Annotated in this window: 22 protein-coding genes; 6 read left to right on the forward strand and 16 right to left on the reverse strand. The window is 71.3% G+C overall.

Features of this window, described 5'->3' with window-relative positions:
• Positions 1 to 113: 113 nt before the first annotated feature.
• Complete coding sequence (locus AC1Q7O_RS21240) at positions 114 to 2,522, forward strand: DUF1631 family protein (RefSeq protein ID WP_492660425.1); 2,409 nt, start codon at positions 114 to 116, stop codon at positions 2,520 to 2,522.
• 164 nt (positions 2,523 to 2,686) lie between these two features.
• Here the strand turns inward: AC1Q7O_RS21240 and pdxA are convergent, their stop codons facing one another.
• Positions 2,687 to 3,688, reverse strand: coding sequence for a 4-hydroxythreonine-4-phosphate dehydrogenase PdxA (gene pdxA, locus AC1Q7O_RS21245; RefSeq protein WP_492660426.1), 1,002 nt, complete (start codon positions 3,686 to 3,688; stop codon positions 2,687 to 2,689).
• Positions 3,689 to 3,762: 74 nt separating this feature from the next.
• On the opposite strand from pdxA, the gene AC1Q7O_RS21250 reads away from it, so the two are divergent.
• Both AC1Q7O_RS21250 and AC1Q7O_RS21255 read left to right on the forward strand, forming a co-directional pair.
• On the forward strand, positions 3,763 to 5,511 hold the full coding sequence (locus AC1Q7O_RS21250) for a DUF885 domain-containing protein (protein WP_492660427.1): 1,749 nt from the start codon (positions 3,763 to 3,765) through the stop codon (positions 5,509 to 5,511).
• A complete protein-coding gene (locus tag AC1Q7O_RS21255) occupies positions 5,508 to 6,416 on the forward strand; it encodes a M14 family metallopeptidase (RefSeq protein ID WP_492660428.1) in 909 nt (302 codons plus the stop codon). The genes AC1Q7O_RS21250 and AC1Q7O_RS21255 overlap by 4 nt, the downstream gene beginning before the upstream one ends.
• On the opposite strand, the gene AC1Q7O_RS21260 is transcribed toward AC1Q7O_RS21255, so the two are convergent.
• Positions 6,413 to 7,159 carry a Nif3-like dinuclear metal center hexameric protein gene (locus AC1Q7O_RS21260; protein ID WP_492660429.1) on the reverse strand — a complete coding sequence of 249 codons (747 nt, stop codon included), beginning with the start codon at positions 7,157 to 7,159 and terminating at the stop codon, positions 6,413 to 6,415. The two genes, AC1Q7O_RS21255 and AC1Q7O_RS21260, sit on opposite strands and share 4 nt — an antisense overlap.
• An 11-nt stretch (positions 7,160 to 7,170) precedes the next feature.
• On the opposite strand from AC1Q7O_RS21260, the gene AC1Q7O_RS21265 reads away from it, so the two are divergent.
• Positions 7,171 to 8,352 carry a S1C family serine protease gene (locus AC1Q7O_RS21265; RefSeq protein ID WP_492660430.1) on the forward strand — a complete coding sequence of 394 codons (1,182 nt, stop codon included), beginning with the start codon at positions 7,171 to 7,173 and terminating at the stop codon, positions 8,350 to 8,352.
• Here the strand turns inward: AC1Q7O_RS21265 and tatC are convergent.
• The 13 genes from tatC to AC1Q7O_RS21330 all read right to left on the reverse strand — a co-directional run bounded on the left by tatC (position 8,328) and on the right by AC1Q7O_RS21330 (position 15,610).
• Positions 8,328 to 9,134, reverse strand: coding sequence for a twin-arginine translocase subunit TatC (gene tatC / locus AC1Q7O_RS21270; protein WP_492660431.1), 807 nt, complete (start codon positions 9,132 to 9,134; stop codon positions 8,328 to 8,330). The genes AC1Q7O_RS21265 and tatC overlap by 25 nt on opposite strands.
• Entirely contained in the window at positions 9,134 to 9,610 is a 477-nt protein-coding gene (tatB, locus tag AC1Q7O_RS21275) for a Sec-independent protein translocase protein TatB (protein ID WP_492660432.1), read from the reverse strand. Before tatB ends, tatC begins: the two co-directional genes overlap by 1 nt.
• Positions 9,611 to 9,619: 9 nt before the next feature.
• Positions 9,620 to 9,856 (reverse strand): Sec-independent protein translocase subunit TatA, encoded by a 237-nt coding sequence (gene tatA, locus AC1Q7O_RS21280; RefSeq protein WP_492660433.1) that lies wholly within the window; start codon positions 9,854 to 9,856, stop codon positions 9,620 to 9,622.
• A gap of 49 nt (positions 9,857 to 9,905) precedes the next feature.
• Positions 9,906 to 10,253: a histidine triad nucleotide-binding protein gene (locus AC1Q7O_RS21285; RefSeq protein ID WP_492660434.1), complete on the reverse strand. Its 348-nt coding sequence runs from the start codon at positions 10,251 to 10,253 to the stop codon at positions 9,906 to 9,908.
• The gene (locus AC1Q7O_RS21290) at positions 10,253 to 10,576 is read right to left on the reverse strand and encodes a phosphoribosyl-ATP diphosphatase (RefSeq protein ID WP_492660435.1); all 324 of its coding nucleotides are present in this window, start codon (positions 10,574 to 10,576) and stop codon (positions 10,253 to 10,255) included. The genes AC1Q7O_RS21285 and AC1Q7O_RS21290 overlap by 1 nt, the downstream gene beginning before the upstream one ends.
• On the reverse strand, positions 10,569 to 10,958 hold the full coding sequence (gene hisI / locus AC1Q7O_RS21295) for a phosphoribosyl-AMP cyclohydrolase (protein WP_492660436.1): 390 nt from the start codon (positions 10,956 to 10,958) through the stop codon (positions 10,569 to 10,571). The genes AC1Q7O_RS21290 and hisI overlap by 8 nt, the downstream gene beginning before the upstream one ends.
• A gap of 4 nt (positions 10,959 to 10,962) precedes the next feature.
• A complete protein-coding gene (locus AC1Q7O_RS21300) occupies positions 10,963 to 11,409 on the reverse strand; it encodes an NUDIX domain-containing protein (RefSeq protein WP_492660437.1) in 447 nt (148 codons plus the stop codon).
• The gene (locus tag AC1Q7O_RS21305; RefSeq protein WP_492660438.1) at positions 11,402 to 12,337 is read right to left on the reverse strand and encodes an ATP-binding protein; all 936 of its coding nucleotides are present in this window, start codon (positions 12,335 to 12,337) and stop codon (positions 11,402 to 11,404) included. The genes AC1Q7O_RS21300 and AC1Q7O_RS21305 overlap by 8 nt, the downstream gene beginning before the upstream one ends.
• 24 nt (positions 12,338 to 12,361) lie before the next feature.
• Positions 12,362 to 12,988, reverse strand: coding sequence for a nucleoid occlusion factor SlmA (slmA, locus tag AC1Q7O_RS21310; protein WP_492660439.1), 627 nt, complete (start codon positions 12,986 to 12,988; stop codon positions 12,362 to 12,364).
• A 10-nt stretch (positions 12,989 to 12,998) separates the two neighbouring features.
• Positions 12,999 to 13,685, reverse strand: a complete 687-nt coding sequence (locus AC1Q7O_RS21315) for a response regulator (protein ID WP_492660440.1) — start codon at positions 13,683 to 13,685, stop codon at positions 12,999 to 13,001.
• Positions 13,686 to 13,761: 76 nt separating this feature from the next.
• Positions 13,762 to 14,436, reverse strand: a complete 675-nt coding sequence (locus AC1Q7O_RS21320) for a pyrimidine 5'-nucleotidase (protein WP_492660441.1) — start codon at positions 14,434 to 14,436, stop codon at positions 13,762 to 13,764.
• Complete coding sequence (gene argB / locus AC1Q7O_RS21325; protein ID WP_492660442.1) at positions 14,436 to 15,341, reverse strand: acetylglutamate kinase; 906 nt, start codon at positions 15,339 to 15,341, stop codon at positions 14,436 to 14,438. The genes AC1Q7O_RS21320 and argB overlap by 1 nt, the downstream gene beginning before the upstream one ends.
• 44 nt (positions 15,342 to 15,385) lie before the next feature.
• A complete protein-coding gene (locus tag AC1Q7O_RS21330; RefSeq protein WP_492660443.1) occupies positions 15,386 to 15,610 on the reverse strand; it encodes a hypothetical protein in 225 nt (74 codons plus the stop codon).
• 66 nt (positions 15,611 to 15,676) lie between these two features.
• On the opposite strand from AC1Q7O_RS21330, the gene dtd reads away from it, so the two are divergent.
• Positions 15,677 to 16,117, forward strand: a complete 441-nt coding sequence (gene dtd, locus AC1Q7O_RS21335) for a D-aminoacyl-tRNA deacylase (RefSeq protein WP_492660444.1) — start codon at positions 15,677 to 15,679, stop codon at positions 16,115 to 16,117.
• Positions 16,118 to 16,123: 6 nt separating this feature from the next.
• On the forward strand, positions 16,124 to 17,992 hold the full coding sequence (locus tag AC1Q7O_RS21340) for a sensor histidine kinase (RefSeq protein WP_492660445.1): 1,869 nt from the start codon (positions 16,124 to 16,126) through the stop codon (positions 17,990 to 17,992).
• Here AC1Q7O_RS21340 and AC1Q7O_RS21345 read toward each other — a convergent pair whose 3' ends face one another.
• Positions 17,993 to 18,646 (reverse strand): response regulator, encoded by a 654-nt coding sequence (locus tag AC1Q7O_RS21345; protein WP_492660446.1) that lies wholly within the window; start codon positions 18,644 to 18,646, stop codon positions 17,993 to 17,995. It lies immediately after the preceding gene.
• Between the last annotated feature and the right edge of the window lie 48 nt (positions 18,647 to 18,694).

The raw sequence follows: 18,694 nt of genomic DNA on the forward strand, positions 1-18,694 counted from the left end.
ACCCGGTAAGCAATGGTTACCGGGCTTTCTTTTGCAACGGATTTGGCGGCCTGCTGAAAACCCGACCCTGTCGCAGGCGCGATACTTTCGGCGCAGCTTGTGCCATTTTGTAGATGAACGCGCCCGAGATACGCCTGAATCCGCACCTCGAAGCTTCGCTGACCCGCATCCGTCTGGCGGGTGAGCAGGCGGCGGAGCGCTGCGCGGAAGGTCTGGGGCTGTCGGCGCTGTCGGCAGGCCAGGTCAAGCGGCGCGATGCGCTGCTGGCGGCCCAGTTCGTCTTCCGCCAGCAACAGGGCACGTTCTCGCAGCGATTCCTGCAGAGCCTGCGCCGCCAGGTGTCGGCCGAGCAGTCCGACACCAGGCCCGCCGCCGCCCCCACGGCCAAGAAGGACTGGGGCGAGCTGTCGCTGATGGACGACGACCAGGTCAACAACCTCGTCGCCGCCGACCGCATCGGGCTGGCCATCGGCCACCACAGCGAGTGGGAGCTGCGCGAGGTGGAGTCCTACATCTCGGGCATCCAGGTCGGCGAGCGCAATCCGCTGCGGCCCGAGCTGATCGGCCAGGCTCTGCTGGATGCCGTGCAGGCCATCACCGACGACCCGCTGACGCGCCAGACGCTGACCGACGAGCTGACCCGCTCGCTGGCGCAGGAAATGCGCGGCTGCTATGCCGACATCGCCGAGTTGCTGCGCTCTCGCGGGCTGCGGCCGCAGAACCTGCGCGTGCGCGCAACGCCCGATGCCGTCTCGCGCCACGGTTCGCTGAGCGGCACCAGCCAGATGGGTGACCTGGACAGCAGCCACGGCGGCATGTCCACGCGCGGCGGCGGCTATGGCGGCTCGGGCCACGGCGGGCTGGGCCAGGCGGGCGGCCGCAGTGGCTTCGGCGGCGGTGGCGGCTTTGGCGGCGGCAACGGGTTCGGCGGCCGGGGCGGCGCGGGCGGTGGCGGCATCGGCCGCGTCGACCCGCAGATGATGGACCTGCTGCGCCGCCTGGCCCAGGCGCCGGCCCCCTACGACAGCTACGACAGCGGCCATTCCAGCCGCATGGGGCTGGACACGCTGTCCGGCGAGCCCAGCGCCTGGGGGCAGATGCCGCTGCCGACCAACCTGATCCACCTGCACCGGGACGAGCTGCGCCAGGCCGCCACCGGGCGGCTGGACCACATGGTCATCGACGTCGTCAGCAGCCTGTTCGACCAGATCCTGTCCGACCCCAAGGTACCGCCGCAGATGGCGCGCCTGCTCGCCCGGCTGCAGCTGCCGGTGCTGCGCGTGGCGCTGGGCGACGAAACCTTCTTCTCGTCGCGCCGCCACCCGGTGCGCCAATTCGTCAACCGCATGGCGTCTCTGGCCTGTGCGTTCGACGACTTCGGTGAGGACCCCGGCCGCTCCTTCCTGGCCCATGTGCGCGACATCGTGCAGGAAGTGGCCCAGGGCGACTTCGACCGCATGGACGTCTACACGTCCAAGCTGGACGACCTGGAATCCTTCATCACCGAGCAGGCCCGCGTCACGCTGAAGGCCTCGGGCGATGCAGCCGCCGTCGTCGAGCGCCGCGAGACCGACCTGCGCCTGCAGCAGCGCTATGCGCTGCAGCTGCAGCAGCAGCTGGCCAAGGTGCCGATGCAGGAGTTCCTGCGCAGCTTCCTGGCCGGCGTGTGGAGCCAGGCCATCGTGCTGGCCTCGCGCGAAGGCGCGCCGGAGCGGGCTCTGCGCCTGCGCCAGCTGGGCCGCAGCCTCGTCATGAGCGTGCAGCCCAAGGGCGGCACGGCGGCACGCGCCGACTTCCTGCGCGAGCTGCCCAACCTGATGCGCACCCTCAACGAGGGGCTGGACCTGATCCGCTGGCCCGATGGGCCGCGCAAAGACTTCTTCGGCGCGCTGCTGCCGGCGCATGCCGAGTCGCTGAAGGGCCAGGCCCCCAGCGCGCTGGACACCAACCTGCTCATCAAGCAGCTGGACCAGATCTTCGGCGTGCCGCCGCCGGCCGAGGGCGACCTGGCCAAGCCCATGGCCGGCGAGACGCTGCCCGGCGAGCTGGACGCCAGCCAGCGACTGACGCCCGCCGAGGCCAAGAGCCTGGGGCTGGTGGAAGACGCCGTCGTCGACTGGAACGGCGAGCTGGACCTGGACCTGTCCGGCAACGACGCCACGGCCGCGGCCGAACCGCTGCAAGCGGTGGACATTTCCATCGACGGCCTGCCCGCGGCCGAGGCAGCCTCGGAACCCGGCACGGGCGCCCTGCTGGTGGACCACATGCAGCTGGGCTTCGCCTACCAGATGCACACCGGCACCGAGTGGCAGAAGATGCGGCTGGCCCACATCAGCGCGGGCCGCAGCTTCTTCATCTTCACGCATGGCAGCCGCCAGCAGCAGACGGTGACGATGACGGCCCGCATGCTGAAGAAGCTCTGCGAGGCCGGCCGCATGCGCACCTACGAGACCGCGCACCTGCTGGAGCGCGCCACCGCCCGCACGCGGGCCCAGCTGGCCGCCCTCACGCCGGCGCGCTGAAGTGATGCCCCTCGTCCAGCCTCGCCGCGCTGAACGCGCGCGAGTCTGACCGGTCCCCCGAGGGGACGGCGATGCATGCGGTATCGAGCCGCATGCACATCGCCATTGCGGGCCGGCTCGGGAGCGGCCCAGCGCTCGGCCCGGAATACTCCAGCGCCAGGCTCTCAGGCACTCAGACGTCGCGCCATCGCCAGCGCCGCCGCGAGGCTGGCCGGGTCGGCGATGCCGCGGCCCGCGATGTCGAAGGCGGTGCCGTGGTCGGGGCTGGTGCGCACGAAGGGCAGGCCCAGCGTCACGTTGACGCCCTGCTCCACGCCCAGGTACTTCACCGGGATCAGTCCGTGGTCGTGCGTCATCGCGACGACGACGTCGAACTCGCCGCGGCGCGCGCGCATGAAGACCGTGTCGGGCGCGTAGGGGCCCGTCGCGTCCAGGCCCGCGGCGCGCGCGTCGGCGATGGCCGGCGCGATGTGGTGGATCTCCTCGTCGCCGAACAGCCCGCCCTCGCCCGCGTGCGGGTTCAGGCCGGCCACGGCGATGCGCGGCGCGGCGATGCCCATCAGCTGCATCGCCGCGCCAGTGATGCGCAGCGTCTCCAGCACCGCCTCGCGCGTGACGCGGGCGATGGCGTCGCGCAGCGAACAGTGGATGGTGACCAGCACCGTGCGCAGCTCCTCGTTGGCCAGCATCATGCGCACCGGCACGCCGCCGGCCAGCGCCTGCAGCATCTCGGTGTGGCCGGGGAACGGCGACCCGGCGGCGTGCAGCGCCTCCTTGTGGATGGGCGCGGTGACCAGCGCCTGCGCGCGGCCGGCCTGGATCAGCGCCACCGCCGCCTCGATGCAGCGCGCCGCCGCAGCGCCGGCGCGAGCGTCCACACGGCCCAGCGGCGCCTCGGCCAGGCCGGCTGGCAGCCCTGGCGGCTGCCACACGGGCAGGCAGCGCGGCGGCACGCGCGGCGCGTCTTCCGGGGCCTGCAGTTCCGCGACCGCCAGGCCGCCGCCGGTGGCCGCCACGGCGCGCCGCAGCACGTCCACGTCGCCGACAACGATGGCGTCGCGCGGCGCGTCGCGGCGCCACAGGCTGGCAATGATCTCGGGGCCGATGCCGCAGGCGTCGCCCATGCTGATGACGACGGGGCGGGGCTCAGGGGTGACGAGGCTCATGCAGCATTCTTTCATCACGCCCCGGGGCATGCTGGCAGACTGCGCGACCACCCAGCCCCGTCGAGGAGATTGCCTTGCGCCGCCTGATCGCCGCCGTTCTCGCCCTCGCGCTGCCCTGTGCCGCGCTGGCCACCGATGCCCGAGCGCCGCTGCGGGCGCTGTTCGACGAGGCCTGGGAGGCGGAGCTGCGCGCCGCGCCCGAGATGGCCAGCCTGCGCGGCGACCTGCGCTTCAACGACCGGCTCACCGATCGCTCCGCCGCTGCCCTCGCCTCACGCGACGCGTTCGCCCGCGACATGCTGGCCCGCGCGCGGGCCGTCGATGCCGCGCCGCTGGGCGACGCCGACCGGCTGTCGCTGGCGCTGTTCGTGCACCGCTACCAGCAGGACGTAGCGCTGCAGGCCCACCCCGGCTGGCGCACGCTGACGCTGGGCACGCTGGGCGGCGCGCAGTCGGCGCTGGCCGGCCTGGCGCGCAACGTGCCGGTGGGCAACGAGGCGCAGGTGAAGCAGTGGCTGGCGCGGCTGGCGGCCTATCCGGCGCGGGTGGAGCAGGAGATCGCCATCCTGCGGCAAGGCCTGGCCCTGGGCTGGGTGACGGCGAAGCCGGTGCTGGCGCGCGCCATCGCGCAGATCGAGGGCCAGCTGCCCGACGACGTCACCAAGAGCCCCATCTACGAGCCCTTCACGCGCATGACCGTGGACGCCGGCGCCCGCGCCGCGCTGCAGGCCCAGGGCCAGGCGGCGTTGCGCGAGCAGGTCTACCCGGCTCAGCGCCGGCTGCTGGCCGTGCTGAAGGACGAGCTGGCGCCCAAGGCGCCCGAGAGCGGCTCGATGGCCAGCTACCCGGGCGGCGACAAGGCCTACGAGGCGCTGATCCTGCGCCACGTGACGCTGCCGCTGACGGCCGCCGAGATCCATGCCACCGGCCTGCGCGAGGTGGCCCGCCTGCGTGCCGACATGGACAAGGTGCGCGCCGAGGCCGGCTTCGACGGCGACCTCGCGGCGTTCAAGAAGTTCCTCTACAGCGAGCCGCGCTTCTTCAACCAGAGCGCCGACGAGCTGCTGGACGGCTACCGCGCCATCGCCAAGCGCATCGACCCCGAGCTGCCCCGGCTGTTCACGCAGCTGCCGCGCTCGCCGTACGGCATCCGCGCGATGCCGGCCTACACCGGCGAGGGCGCGGCCGACAACTACAACGGCCCGGCGCTGGACGGCACGACGCCCGGCTGGTTCAACGCCAACGCCATCGCGTTCAAGCGCCGGCCCAAGTGGGCGATGGAGACGCTGGTGGCGCACGAGACCGTGCCGGGCCATCACTTGCAGATCTCACGCCAGGTGGAGCTGGCCGACCTGCCCGCGTTCCGCCGCCAGTCGCAGTACTCGGTGTTCAGCGAGGGCTGGGCGCTGTATGCCGAGACGCTGGGGCCGCAGCTGGGTCTGTACCGCGACCCCTACACGCGTTTCGGCCACCTGCAGGCGCAGATGTTCCGTGCCGCGCGGCTGGTGGTGGACACCGGCCTGCATGCGCTGGGCTGGCCGCGCGACAAGGCGATCGCCTACATGATCGAGCAGACCGGCCACGACGCGACCTTCATGACGGCCGAGGTGGACCGCTACCTCGCCCAGCCCGGCCAGGCCCTCAGCTACATGATGGGCAAGCTCAAGATCCAGGAACTGCGCGCCCGCGCCGAGGCGCAGCTCGGCCCCAAGTTCGACCAGCGCCGCTTCCACATGGCCGTCCTCGACCAGGGCGCCATGCCGCTGCCGCTGCTGGAGCAACGCATCACCACGTGGATTACCACGGAGAAAGCCCGTTCATGACCTATCCCATCGGTACCCCCGGCCAGCCCTGGGGCGACACGGAGATCGCCGTCTGGCGCGCACATGTCGTCAAACAGCGCCGCTACGCCGACGACGTGCTGGCGGCCGTCGAGCCGCTGCGCGCCGACTTCGACGTCAGCGAGTACGGCGCGCTGGACTATGACGGCGAGCACTTCCCGCTGATGGCCGTGCGCAGCCGCGGCTGGCGCGAGAGCCTGCCGACGCTGGTCGTCACCGGCGGCGTGCATGGCTACGAGACCAGCGGCGTGCTGGGCGCGCTGCAGTTCCTGCGCGAGCACGGGCCGGAGACGGCCGGCCGCGCCAACCTGCTCGTGGTGCCCTGCGTCAGCCCGTGGGCCTGGGAGCGCATCCAGCGCTGGAACCGCGACGCGCTGGACCCCAACCGCAACTTCCGCGCGGGCAGCCCCGCGGGCGAGTCGGCAGCGCTGGTGTCGCTGCTGGCCCCGCTGCGCGGCCGCGTGCTGATGCACATCGACCTGCACGAGACGACGGACAGCGACGAGGCCGAGTTCCGCCCGGCGCTGGCGGCGCGCGACGGCGTGCCGTTCGAGCCCGACGTCGTGCCGGATGGCTTCTACCTGGTCGACGACGCCGACCAGCCGCAGCCCGAGTTCCAGCGCGCCGTCATCGACGCGGTCGCGCAGGTCACCCACATCGCGCCGCCCGACGCGCACGGCCACATCATCGGCTGCCCACTGCAGTCGCCCGGCGTCATCAGCTTCGCCGTCTCGAAGAAGGGCCTGTGCGCGGCCATCACGGGAGCGCGCTTCAGCACGACGACGGAGGTCTACCCCGACAGCCCGCGCACGACGCCCGAGCAGTGCGTGCAGGCGCAGGTCACGGCCGTGCGCGCAGCCATCGGCTACGCGCTCGCGAACGCCTAGGCGGGATTCGGGACGTCGATGAAGCGCACGTCCAGCCCCAGCTCGGCGGCGACGCGCTCGCCGACGCCCTGCACGCCGTAGCGCTCCGTGGCGTGGTGGCCGGCGGCGATGAAGGCCACGCCGGTTTCGCGGGCGTAGTGGGCCTGCGGCTCGGAGATCTCGCCGGTGATGAACACGTCGGCACCGGCGGCGATGGCCGCCTCGAAGTAGCCCTGCGCGCCGCCCGTGCACCAGGCCACGCGGCGCAGCGGCCGGCCGTCGCCGGGCACCGCGGTCACGTCTCGGCCGGTCAGCGTGCGCAGTTGCGCGGCCACCGCGTCCAGCGTCGTTGTCTCGACGGCGGCCGTGAAGCCCAGGTCCTGGTCGCCGAAGCGGCCGTCCGCCGCCCAGCCCAGGCGCTTGCCGAGCTGCGCGTTGTTGCCCAGCTCGGGGTGCGCGTCCAGCGGCAGGTGGTAGGCAAACAGGTTGATGTCGTGCTGGATCAGGCGCGCCAGGCGCTGCTTCATCCAGCCCGTCACGCGGCCATCCTGGCCGCGCCAGAACAGGCCGTGGTGCACGAGGATGGCATCGGCCCGTGCCTCGATGGCGGCGTCGATCAGCGCCAGGCTGGCGGTGACCCCGCAGACCAGCCGGGCGACCTCGGCGCGGCCCTCGACCTGCAGACCGTTCGGCCCATAATCCTTGAACCGTGTGGGCTCCAGCCATTGGTTGAGCTGGCGTTCCAGCGCGGCGCGATCGGTCATGGGGTGATGAAGTGTTGAAGCGGCTCTGGCTGATTTTCGCGCAGGCGGTCACGGTGGTGCTGGCCGCCCTGTTCGTCGTGGCCACGTTGAAGCCGCAGTGGCTGCAGCAGGAGCGCCCGCTGCCGAAGGCGGTCACGGCGCAGACGGCCCAGCAGATCGCGCTGCCCGCGTCGCCGCCGGCGTCGGTGGTGCGCGCCGGGTTCGCGCAGGCGGCCCGGGCGGCGTCGCCGGCCGTCGTCAGCATCACGGCGCGCAAGGCAGCGGCACCGGTGGACGGCAAGGCGCGCGACTCGCTGTTCGGCTTCCCGTTTGGCCCGCGCATGCCGCCGGGCCATCCCCAGCGGGGCCTGGGGTCGGGCGTCATCATCTCGGCCGACGGCGTGCTGCTGACCAACAACCATGTGGTCGAGGGCGCGTCGGACATCGAGGTCCAGCTCACCGACGGCCGCCAGGCCCGCGCGACGCTGATCGGCACCGACCCCGAGACCGACATCGCGGTGCTCAAGATCGACCTGCCCGACCTGCCCGCCGTTGGCCTGGGCGACGCCGCCAGCCTGCAGGTGGGCGACGTGGTGCTGGCCATCGGCAACCCGTTCAACGTGGGCCAGACGGTGACGTCGGGCATCGTGTCCGCGCTGGGGCGCAACCAGCTGGGCATCAACCCGTTCGAGAACTTCATCCAGACCGACGCGGCCATCAACCCGGGCAATTCGGGCGGTGCGCTGGTGGACGCCGATGGCCGGCTGGTGGGCATCAACACGGCCATCTTCTCGCGCGGCGGCGGTTCGCTGGGCATCGGCTTCGCCATTCCCGTGGACATGGCGCGCCAGGTGGCGGCCACCATCCTGAAGGACGGCGAGGTCGTGCGGGGCTACATCGGCGTGCAGACGCGGGAGCTGACGGCCGAGCTGGCCGAGGCCTTGAAGCTGGGCGACGGCAAGGGCGTGCTGGTGGGCGGCGTCGTCAACGACGCGCCGGCGGGCAAGGCGGGCATCAAGCCGGGCGACGTGCTGACCCGCATCGGTGCGCATCAGGTCGCGTCACCGGCCGAGCTGCTGGCCAGCGTCGCGGCGCTGAAGCCAGGCAGTCAGGTCGAGGTGGGCGTGCAGCGCGGCGGCAAGGCGATGAGCTTTGCCGTCACGGTGGCGCAGCGGGAGCGGCTCAGGCCTCAGCGCGCATCCGAGGACGACTGATCGGCGTCTTCGTCATCCGGCGCCTTCGTGGCCCGGATGAAGTGCGTGGCCGCGAACAGGCCCAGCTCGTAGAGCAGGCACATCGGGATGGCCAGCGCCAGCTGCGACACGATGTCCGGCGGCGTGATGACGGCCGCGATGATGAAGGCCACGACGATGAAGTAGCCGCGCCATTCGCGCAGCTTCTCGACCGACACGATGCCCATGCGCGCCAGCACCACCACCACCACCGGCACCTCGAACGCGGCGCCGAAGGCGATGAACATGTTCATGACGAAGCCGAGGTAGGCCTCGATGTCCGGCGCCGCGGTGATGCTCTTGGGCGCGAAGCTCTGGATGAACTTGAAGACCTGGCCGAAGACGAAGAAGTAGCAGAACGCGACGCCGGAGAAGAACAGCAGCGTGCTGGACACCACCAGCGGCATCACCAGCCGCTTCTCGTGCGAGTACAGCCCCGGCGCGATGAAGGCCCAGGCCTGGTACAGCACCACCGGCAGCGCCAGCAGGAAGCCGGCCAGCATCGTGATCTTGATGGGCACGAAGAACGGCGCGATGACGTTGGTCGCGATCATCTTCGTGCCTTCGGGCAGGTTGGCCACCAGCGGCGCGGCCAGCAGGTCGTACAGGTGGCCGGGGCCCGGGTACAGGCACAGTGCGCCGAAGCAGACGGCGATGGCGATGACGGCACGCAGCAGCCGGTCGCGCAACTCCATCAGATGAGAAACGAAAGGCTGCTCGGTGCCGGCCAGTTCGTCGTGGTCGGGCTTCTGGAAGGAGCTCATCAACGGATACCGGGGGGACGGAAGCGCGCCACGCGGGCAGCCCCCGACTGGGTGTGACGCTTCACGCCGGCCTTCTGCTTGAACCACAGCGGCGTGGCGCCGCGCTTGAGCCGCCAGTTCTTCTTGGGATGGCGGTACTCGGGCGGCGGCGGGGCGATGCTGTGATAGTCACTGCCGCCGGCGTCGCCGGTGACGTCGCTCCAGGTCTGGTTCAGCGCCTGCGTCGCGGAGTTGACCTCCTGGCGCACGCTCTGCTCGACGTCGCTCACCGCCGTCTGGAACTGGGTCTTCATCTTCTGAAGCTCTTCCAGCTCGATGGAGCGATTGACCTCGGCCTTGACGTCCGCGACATAGCGCTGCGCCTTGCCCAGCAGGGTGCCCACCGTGCGCGCGACGCGCGGCAGCTTCTCGGGGCCGATGACGATCAACGCCACCGCGCCGATCAGCGCGATCTTGTCAAAGCCGAAGTCCAGCACTCGTCAGGCTCAGGACTTGTGCTTGGCGTCGACGTCGACGGTGTTCGGGTCGTTGGCCTTGCTGGCCGTGACCTGTTGCTGGGGCTTGGCAGCGTCCTCGGACGTCGAGCCGTCCTTCACGCCGTCCTTGAAACCCTTGACCGCCGCGCCGAGGTCGGAGCCGACGTTGCGCAGCTTCTTGGTGCCGAAGATGGCGATGACGACGACGAGAACGATCAGCCAGTGCCAAATACTGAATGAACCCATGATGCTTACTCCTTGTGGACTGGCTCAAATTCTAGGTGAGGGGCAACCCTCAGCCCTTCAACCACGGGCGCGGGCCGCCCATGACGTGCAGATGCAGGTGAAACACCTCCTGCCCGCCATCATGACCCGTGTTGATGACATGTCGGAACCCGTTGGTCACGCCCAGTTCCTTCATCAGGCGCGTTCCGAGCGTCGTCATCTTGCCCAGCAGCGGGGCCTCGGCCTCGGTCACGTCGGCCATGGAGGCGATGTGGCGCTTGGGGATGATGAGGATGTGGACCGGCGCCCAGGGGTTGATGTCGTGGAAGGCCAGGACGTCCTCGTCCTCGTAGGCCTTCTTGCTCGGGATCTGGCCGGCGACGATCTTGCAGAAGATGCAGTTCGGATCTGCGCTCATCAGGTGTTTCCTCGTTGGGCGAATTCGGTCAGGCCCGACAGGCCTTCACGCCGGGCCAGCTCGGCCAGCACGTCCTCGGGTTTCAGGCCGAAGTGGGCCAGCGCGATCATGCTGTGGAACCACAGGTCGGCCACCTCGTAGACGACCTTTTTCGGGTCGCCGTCCTTGGCGGCCATGACGGTCTCGGTGGCTTCCTCGCCGACCTTCTTCAGGATGCTGTCCAGCCCCTTGTCGAAGAGCTTGGCGACGTAGCTGGTGGAGGGGTCGGCGCCCTTGCGGCTGTCGATAACCGCGCCGACGCGGCGGAGGATGTCGTCATTCATAGATCTTGTGCGGGTCCTTCAGCACCGGCTCGGTGGTGCTCCAGACGCCGTTTTCCAGCTTCTGGAAGAAGCAGCTGTGCCGGCCGGTGTGGCAGGCGATGCCGGGCTCGTGCCCCAGCTGCGTGATGGTCAGCAGCACGACGTCGTTGTCGCAGTCCATGCGGATGCTGTGCACCTGCTGGAAATGGCCGCTCTCCTCGCCCTTGTGCCACAGCTTGTTGCGCGAGCGGCTGAAGTACACCGCCTGGCCGCGCTCGGCCGTCAGCGCCAACGCCTCGCGGTTCATCCACGCGAACATCAGCACGTCGCCGGTGCCCTGCTCCTGGGCGATCACAGGCACCAGGCCCTTGTCGTCCCACTTCACTTCATCCAACCAATTCATCGCTTCAGTCTAGGTGAGTCGCGCCGGCATGGCCGCGCTCGGCGGCAAACCACTGCAGCACGGGGATGGTGCCCGGCAGCACGGGCTGGACCTGCACCGGCAGCTGGCCCCAAGCCATCTGCTGGCCCTCGAGCATCTGGAAGTCGCCGATCCAGTCGTAGACCTTGCAGAAGTTCAGCCGCACGCGGGCGTGGGGGTAGTCCATGACCAGCACCTGCCACGGGTGGGCGGCACCGATCTGGATGCCGATCTCCTCGCGCAGCTCGCGGGCCAGCGCCTGCTCGACGCTCTCGCCCGCCTCGACCTTGCCGCCCGGGAATTCCCAGTAGCCGGCGTAGACCTTGCCCTCGGGGCGGGAGGTCAGCAGGAAGCGGCCTTCCCGGCCGGCCGCGTCGCGCTCGACGAGCACGCCCACGGCCACTTCCACCGGCACGCGTTCGGCGTCAGACATGGTCCAGCCCTTCCGGTGCCTGGCCGTAGTCGCGGATGCGTTGCGCGGGCTCGGCATGGCCAACGGCCCCGCGGCCGGCGCGGTCACGCGCGAACTGGAAGGCCACGCGGCCCGAGCGCGAGCCGCGCTCCAGCGCCCAGATCAGCGCCTCCTGGCGCGCCGCGTCGATGGCTGCGTCGTCCAGGCCGAAGTGGCGCAGCCACTGCGCGACGATGGTCAGGTACTCCGCCTGGCTGAACGGGTAGAAGCTGATCCACAGCCCGAAGCGCTCGGACAGCGAGATCTTCTCCTCCACGGCCTCGCCGGGATGGATCTCGCCATGCTCGCCGCGCGTGCCGCCGAGGTTGTCGGCCATCTTCTCGGGCAGCAGGTGGCGGCGGTTGCTGGTGGCGTAGATCAGCACGTTGTCGCCGGCCGCGGCCACCGAGCCGTCGAGCACGCTCTTCAGCGCCTTGTAGCTGGGCTCGCCTTCGTCGAAGCTCAAGTCGTCGCAGAAAACGACGAAGCGCTCCGGGCGGCCGGCGACCTGGTCGACCAGGTCCGGCAGGTCGACGAGGTCGGCCTTGTCCACCTCGATGAGGCGCAGGCCCTGGCCCGAGAACTCGTTCAGCACGGCCTTGATCAGCGAGCTTTTTCCCGTGCCCTTGGCGCCCGTCAGCAGCACGTTGTTGGCCGGGCGGCCGGCGACGAACTGGGCCGTGTTGCGCAGCAGGCGCTCCTTCTGCGGCTCCACCTCCTTCAGGTCGGACAGCGCGATGCGGCTGATCGCGCGCACCGGCTCCAGGCACAGCGCGCCGTGACGGCGACGGGCGCGGAAGGCGGGGGACGCGGCCCAGTCGGGCGGCGTAGCGGCGTGGGGCAGCACGGCTTCGAGCCGGGCCAGCAGGCCCTCGGCGCGGGCCAGCAGGGATTCAAGAGCGGCAGACATGCCGCCAGTGTAGGAGGCGAGCCGTCAGCCGATGGCCTTCAGGGCCGCGTCCAGCTGCTCGGTCGGCAGCCGCTTGAAGCCCGAGCGGGCGTAGCGGTGCAGCCGCCCGATGATGAAGCTCACCCACACCGACGCCTGCGCATTGGCCTGCACGGTGGGCGTCAGCGACCCCTGCGCCTCGGCCGCCGCGCGCAGCACCTGGCGCAGCGACGACTCGATGCGGTCGAAGAACTGGTTGATGCGCGTCGTCAGCCGCTCGTTCTCGTAGACCAGCGCGTCGCCCACCATGACGCGGGCCATGCCGGGGTTCTTCTCGCCGAACTGCAGGATCAGCGCCGCGATGCGCGCCGCCTGGCCCGGCATGGGCTGGGGTACGTCGACGACCTGGTGGACCAGCCCGAACACGCTGCTCTCGATGAAGTCGATGAGCGCCTCGAACATCTGCGCCTTGCTGGCGAAGTGGCGGTACAGCGCGGCTTCACTGACGTCCAGCCTGGCGGCCAGCGCGGCGGTCGTGATGCGGTCGGCGCCGGGCTGCTCCAGCATGCCGGCCAGCACCTGCAGGATCTGCGTGCGCCGCTCGCCGGGCTTGGGTCGCTTCTTGGTGGCGGGGGAAGCGGGAGATGAAGCTGCGGGCTGGTCGGCGTCCATGGCCGGGATGCTAGTCCCTGAGCCAGCCCAGCCGGCGCGCTTCGTAGATCGCCTCGACCTTGGAGCGCACGTGCAGCTTGCGGTAGACGCGCTTCACGTAGGTCATGACGGTGTGCGGCGAGACCTGCATGAACTGCGCGATCTCGTCGAACGTGAAGCCCTTGGCCGCCAGGTGCAGCACGCGCGACTCCTGCTCGGACAGCGCGACGACCTCCTCGTCAGCCATCGCCGCGGCCATGGCCTCGGGCGACGGGCCGGTGGACGCCTGCGCCCCGGGCGCCAGGCGCACCAGCAGCCGGCGCGCGATGACGGGGCTGATGGGGCTGCCACCCGCGCGCAGGGAGCGCAGCTGGCCGGGCAGGTCCAGCGCCAGGCTGTCCTTGAGCAGGTAGCCGGTGGCGCCGGCCTCGATGCTGGCCACCACGTGCTGCTCGTCGCCGAACACCGAGATCACCATGACCTCGCACTGCGGCCGCGTCTGCGCGGCGTGGCGGATCAGCTCGATGCCGCTGCCGCCGGGCAGGTCCAGGTCCACCAGCAGCACGTCGGGCTGGAGCTGGTCGAACATGCGCCGGCCCTGCGGCAGGTCGGGCGCGATGCCCAGCAGCTCGATGTCGGGCACGCTGCCCAGCGCGTGGGTGAAGGCCTCCCGGAAGCGGGCCTGGTCTTCGACGATAAGGACCGAGAACGGGGTCATTGACTCTTCAGATATTCAAAGGCGCGAAAGACGTATTGTCGCGGCCAGGATAACCCCAGGTCACGCAAGCCTTCCTTCAGAAGTGGGGGGAACGCGCCAGCGCGGCCAGCGAGCGCACGCGCCGGCTGACATAGACCGGGCGGTGCTGCAGGCGCCGGCCGTCGGCGGCCAGCCGCGCCCAGCGCTGCATCCAGACCGTCTTCATCCCCAGGCCACGGGCGGTTTTCTGGTGGATCAGCGTGTCCTCGACGAGGACGCACTGCTCGGGCCGCAGCTTCAGCCGCGCCATCACGACGCGGAACATGCGCGCATCGGGCTTGGGGCGGGAATGGCCGAACAGCTGCATGTCTTCCACGCAGATCAGCTGCTCGAAGACGCCCGTCAGCCCGATGGCGGCCAGCACGCGCTCGGCATAGGCGCGCGGCGCATTGGTCATCAGCAGCTTGCGCCCGGGCAGGCGCCGCAGCGCGGCCAGGTCGTGGGCGTGGCCGTGCAGGTGCGCCTCCAGCCCGGGGAGCTTGTGCGTCTCGTGCAGGAAGTGCGCCGGCTTCACGCCGTGGTGGCGCTGCAGGCCCGTCAGCGTGGCGCCATAGCGCTGCCAGTAGCGGTTGCGCAGCGTGGCCGCGTCCTCCTCGGTCAGGCCCAGGTAGGTGACCATGTAGGCGGACATCGACGCGTTCAGCTCCCGGAACGCGCGGTGCGACGCGTTGTGCAGCGTGTCGTCGAGGTCGAACAGCCAGACTCGGGACATCACCGCGAGCTGATCATGGTGCCGTAGGCCTGGTCCGTCAGCACTTCCAGCAGCATCGCGTGCGGCACGCGGCCGTCGATGATGTGCACGGCATTGACGCCGCTCTTGGCCGCGTCGATGGCGCCGGCGATCTTGGGGATCATGCCGCCGCTGATCGTGCCGTCGGCCACCAGTTCGTCGATGCGCCGGGGCGTCAGCTCGGTCAGCAGCTCGCCCTGCTTGTCCAGCACGCCGCGGATGTTGGTCAGCATCAGCAGCTTCTCGGCCTGCAACACGGTGGCCAGCTTGGCGGCGACGACGTCGGCGTTGATGTTGTAGCTCTCGTTCTTCTCGCCGAAGCCGATGGGGCTGACGACGGGGATGAACTGGTCGTCCTGCAGCGCCTTCACGACGGAGGGGTCGATGGAGACGATGTCGCCGACCTGGCCGATGTCGTGCTCCTTGGCCGGGTCGTCCTTGTCCAGCATCTTCAGCTGCCTGGCGCGGATCATGCCGCCGTCGCGGCCCGTCAGGCCCACGGCCTTGCCGCCAGCGGCGTTGATGAGGCCCACGATGTCCTGCTGCACCTCGCCGGCGAGCACCCATTCGACGACGCTCATCGTCTCGGCGTCCGTCACGCGCATGCCCTGGATGAAGTGGCCCTTCTTGCCCAGCTTGTTCAGCGCGTCCTCGATCTGCGGGCCGCCGCCGTGCACGACCACCGGGTTCAGGCCGACGAGCTTGAGCAGCACGACGTCCTCGGCGAAGTCCTGCTGCAGCTCGGGGTCGGTCATCGCGTTGCCGCCGTACTTGATGACGATGGTCTTGCCGTGGAACTTGCGGATGTAGGGCAGCGCCTGGGACAGGATCTCAGCCTTCTCGCGCGGCGCGATGTGGGCGACGCTGGTGGTGTGGGGGGTACTCATGCGGGGCTCCGGGAGGAATTCAGGCCATTCTAGGAACGCGCGGCTCAGGCCGGGTCCTTGAACACCAGCTTGCACTGGCGCTTCCAGGCCCAGTGCGCCGACACCGACGCCGTCAGCAGCGCCGCCAGCGCCGCCCAGCCCAGCACGGAGCCCCAGCCGAAACCGGCCGTGCCCCGCTGCAGCCATTCCACGAGGCCCAGCGCGGCGCCCGCGAGCACGAAGACCTGCGCGAAGCGCAGCAGCCAGAACTTGACGAGGATCTTGAGCACGCGGGCTCCCAGCCGGGCGGGGTGACGCGCGCATGCTAGCGACAATGCCGGCGCGGAGGGACCGACGTGATCGCAGTGTTGCAACGGGTGCGCGAGGCGCGCGTGGAAGTGGGGGGCGTAGTGATCGGCGCCATCGGCCAGGGCTTCCTGATGCTGGTCTGCGCCGAGCCGACGGACAGCGAGGCCACGGCCGAGAAGCTGGTTTCCAAGGTGCTGAAGCTGCGCGTCTTCAGTGACGAAGCCGGCAAGATGAACCGCAGCCTGCAGGACGTGGGCGGCGGGCTGCTTATCGTCAGCCAGTTCACGCTGGCCGCCGACACCTCGGGCGGCAACCGCCCCAGCTTCACCGGCGCGGCGCCGGCCGAGCTGGGCCGGCGGCTGTACGAGCACACGCTGGCGGTCGCGCGCCGCCAGCACCCGGTCGTCGCCAGCGGCGAGTTCGGCGCCGACATGCAGGTGCACCTCGTCAACGACGGCCCCGTCACCATCCCGATGCGGATGACCTAGCCGCCGATGCGCGCCGCCCGCCTCTGGTTGACGCTGCTGGCCGCGGTGCTGCTGCCGCTGCTGGCCGTGTTCGCCGTGCAGGCCGTGCAGCCGCCCGACCCGGCCCGCCTGGGCGTGCGCGTGCTGCGCGAGGCGCGGGTGCTGGTGTCCGACGCCGCCACGCCACCGGCCGGGCTGGCCAGCGCGCCGCTGCGCCGGCTGCCGCTGAGCCGCGCCGCCACCGAGGCCTCGGCGCTGTGGCTGGCCCTGCCGCTGCCCACCGCGAGTGACCGGCCCGAGAGCCTGGCGCTGACCTATCGCCCGGGCTTGACGGCCTACCTGGACGGCGTGCCGCTGGCCGCCGGCCCGGGCGACGCGGCGGGCACCGGCGAGCGCTTCGTGCTGGGCCACCAGCGCTGGGTGCTGGAGCTGCTGCCGGGCCTGCACCGCCAGCCGGCCGCCCAGGTGCTGCAGCTGCGCCTGGCCGCGCCGGGGCCCAGCGGCGCCGGGCTCGAAGCGCCGCTGCTGGGCCCGCCCGATGCGGTGCAGGCGCTGGACAGCGGCCGCCGCCACTGGCAGCTGCTGCGGGCCGCGACGGCGCTGGGCGGCGTGCTGGTGGCGGCCTTCCTGGCGCTGGTGGCGCGCACGCGGCGCGACGAGCCCCTCTACGCGCTCAGCGCGCTGCACGTGGCGCTGCTGGCGCTGCTGCTCAGCCCCTACGTGCTGCCCGACCAGCCGCTGCCGTCGCCGTGGTGGCGCATGCTGCTGGACGCCGCCGACCTGGGCGCCAAGCTGCTGCTGGTGGCCATCTGCGCTCGCCTGGCGCAGGCCTGGACGCCCGGGGTGCGCCGGCTGCTGTGGGCCGTGGCCCTGGTGGGCCTGCCGCTGGACCTGCTCGCCGCGGGGCTGGGCTGGCCGTGGAGCCGCTTCGACCAGCCCTGGCCCTGGTGGGCGCTGGGCTCGCGCGCGCTGCTGTTCGGCCTGGCCTGGCACCTGGCATTGCGGGCGCTGCGCGAGCGCGCCACGCCGGCCACCTGGGGCACGGCGCTGCTGGTGGGCTTCTCGGCCGGCACTTGGGCCTGGGTGAGCCTGTGCGCGCTGGTGCTGGACCGCCCGGTGGTGGACGCCAACGCGCTGGCCCACGCCGGCTGGGTGGCCTGGGTGGCGCTGCTGCTGCAACGCCATTTCAACGACGGCGCGCGGCGCGAGCGCCAGCTGCGCGAGCGCCTCAGCCTGGAGCTGGACCAGCGCCGCCGCGAGCTGGCCGCGGCCTTCGCGGCGCAAGCCCAGGCCGAGATGGCGCGCGCCGCCAGCGAGCAGCGCCGCCGGCTGCTGCAGGACCTGCACGACGGCCTGGGCGCGCGGCTGCTGAGCGTGCGCCTGCGCGCGCCGGAGCTGGACGCCGCCGCGCTGGGCGAGGCGCTGGACGAATGCCTGCTGGAGATGCGCCTGTCGGTCGACACGCTGGCCCAGGGCGACGGCGACCTGGGGGTCTTGCTGGGCAGCTGGCGCCAGCGCATCGAGCCGGTGCTGCGCAGCGCCGGCTGCGAGATGGACTGGCGCGTGGCGCATGCGCCGCACCTGCCCTGCCTGGCGGGCGGCGGCGCGCTGGAGCTGGTGCGCGGGTTGCAGGAGCTCACCGCCAACGCGCTGCGCCACGGCGGCGCGCACCGCCTCATCGTCGCCACCGAGGCGGACGCCGGGGCGGTGACGGTCTGGCTGGTGGACGACGGCGCCGGCATGGGCGACGGCGCGCCGTCGGGCCAGGGCCGACGCAGCGTCATGCAGCGCGCCGAACGGCTGGGCGGCGCCGTGAGCTGGCATTCGCCGGCGCCGCCGCGCTGGGCCGTCGACGGCCCGGGCACGGCCGTGGCGTGGCGGCTGCCGTCGGGCTGATCAGCCGATCAGGCCCAGCCGGCGGGCCTGCGCCAGCGCCTGCGTCTTGGAATGCGCCTGCAGCTTGCGGTAGCAGCGCTTGACGTGCGTGGACACGGTGTTGAGGCTGATGCCCAGCTGGCCGGCGATCTCGTCGTACCGGTAGCCGCGCGCGACGGCGTCAAGGATCTGCGCCTCGCGCTCCGACAGGCTCACGTCATGGGCCGCCGGCGTCGCGACCTGCGGCGGCGTCAGGCGGCGCATCAGCTGCCGCGCCAGCACCGGGCTCAGCGGCGCGCCGCCTTCGCGCAGGCTCTGCAGCTGCTCGACGAGGCGATGCGGCTGGCCCTGCTTGAGCAGGTAGCCCACGGCGCCGGCCGTCAGCGCGGCCAGCACGCTGTCCTCGTCGCCCAGCGTCGTCACGACGACGACCTCCGTGCCGGGCAGCTCGGCCGCGGCGGCCTCGATGAGGCGCAGCCCGCTGCCTGACGGCAGCTGCAGGTCCACCAGCAGCAACTCGGGCCGCGCGCGGCGCAGCAGCTGCAGGCCGTCGGGCAGGTCGGCCGCGGTGCCCACCAGCTCGAAGCCGTCGGCCTGCATGACGGCCGAGGCCAGCGCGCCGCGGAAGGCGGCTTCGTCCTCGACCAGGGCGGTGCGCAGCGGGGGCGTCGACATGGCTGCATTGTGGAGGCCCGTCCCGCGTCCCCGGGACGGGCTTCACCC

Source organism: Roseateles sp. GW823-FHT07B05 (genome assembly GCF_058794515.1).

Coding starts and splice junctions, on each gene's coding strand:
- AC1Q7O_RS21240 (WP_492660425.1), top strand. CDS start 114: ATGAACGCGCCCGAGATACGCCTGAATCCGCACCTCGAAGCTTCGCTG.
- pdxA (WP_492660426.1), bottom strand. CDS start 3,688: ATGAGCCTCGTCACCCCTGAGCCCCGCCCCGTCGTCATCAGCATGGGC.
- AC1Q7O_RS21255 (WP_492660428.1), top strand. CDS start 5,508: ATGACCTATCCCATCGGTACCCCCGGCCAGCCCTGGGGCGACACGGAG.
- AC1Q7O_RS21260 (WP_492660429.1), bottom strand. CDS start 7,159: ATGACCGATCGCGCCGCGCTGGAACGCCAGCTCAACCAATGGCTGGAG.
- tatC (WP_492660431.1), bottom strand. CDS start 9,134: ATGAGCTCCTTCCAGAAGCCCGACCACGACGAACTGGCCGGCACCGAG.
- tatA (WP_492660433.1), bottom strand. CDS start 9,856: ATGGGTTCATTCAGTATTTGGCACTGGCTGATCGTTCTCGTCGTCGTC.
- AC1Q7O_RS21285 (WP_492660434.1), bottom strand. CDS start 10,253: ATGAGCGCAGATCCGAACTGCATCTTCTGCAAGATCGTCGCCGGCCAG.
- AC1Q7O_RS21290 (WP_492660435.1), bottom strand. CDS start 10,576: ATGAATGACGACATCCTCCGCCGCGTCGGCGCGGTTATCGACAGCCGC.
- hisI (WP_492660436.1), bottom strand. CDS start 10,958: ATGAATTGGTTGGATGAAGTGAAGTGGGACGACAAGGGCCTGGTGCCT.
- AC1Q7O_RS21300 (WP_492660437.1), bottom strand. CDS start 11,409: ATGTCTGACGCCGAACGCGTGCCGGTGGAAGTGGCCGTGGGCGTGCTC.
- AC1Q7O_RS21305 (WP_492660438.1), bottom strand. CDS start 12,337: ATGTCTGCCGCTCTTGAATCCCTGCTGGCCCGCGCCGAGGGCCTGCTG.
- slmA (WP_492660439.1), bottom strand. CDS start 12,988: ATGGACGCCGACCAGCCCGCAGCTTCATCTCCCGCTTCCCCCGCCACC.
- AC1Q7O_RS21315 (WP_492660440.1), bottom strand. CDS start 13,685: ATGACCCCGTTCTCGGTCCTTATCGTCGAAGACCAGGCCCGCTTCCGG.
- AC1Q7O_RS21320 (WP_492660441.1), bottom strand. CDS start 14,436: ATGTCCCGAGTCTGGCTGTTCGACCTCGACGACACGCTGCACAACGCG.
- argB (WP_492660442.1), bottom strand. CDS start 15,341: ATGAGTACCCCCCACACCACCAGCGTCGCCCACATCGCGCCGCGCGAG.
- AC1Q7O_RS21340 (WP_492660445.1), top strand. CDS start 16,124: ATGCGCGCCGCCCGCCTCTGGTTGACGCTGCTGGCCGCGGTGCTGCTG.
- AC1Q7O_RS21345 (WP_492660446.1), bottom strand. CDS start 18,646: ATGTCGACGCCCCCGCTGCGCACCGCCCTGGTCGAGGACGAAGCCGCC.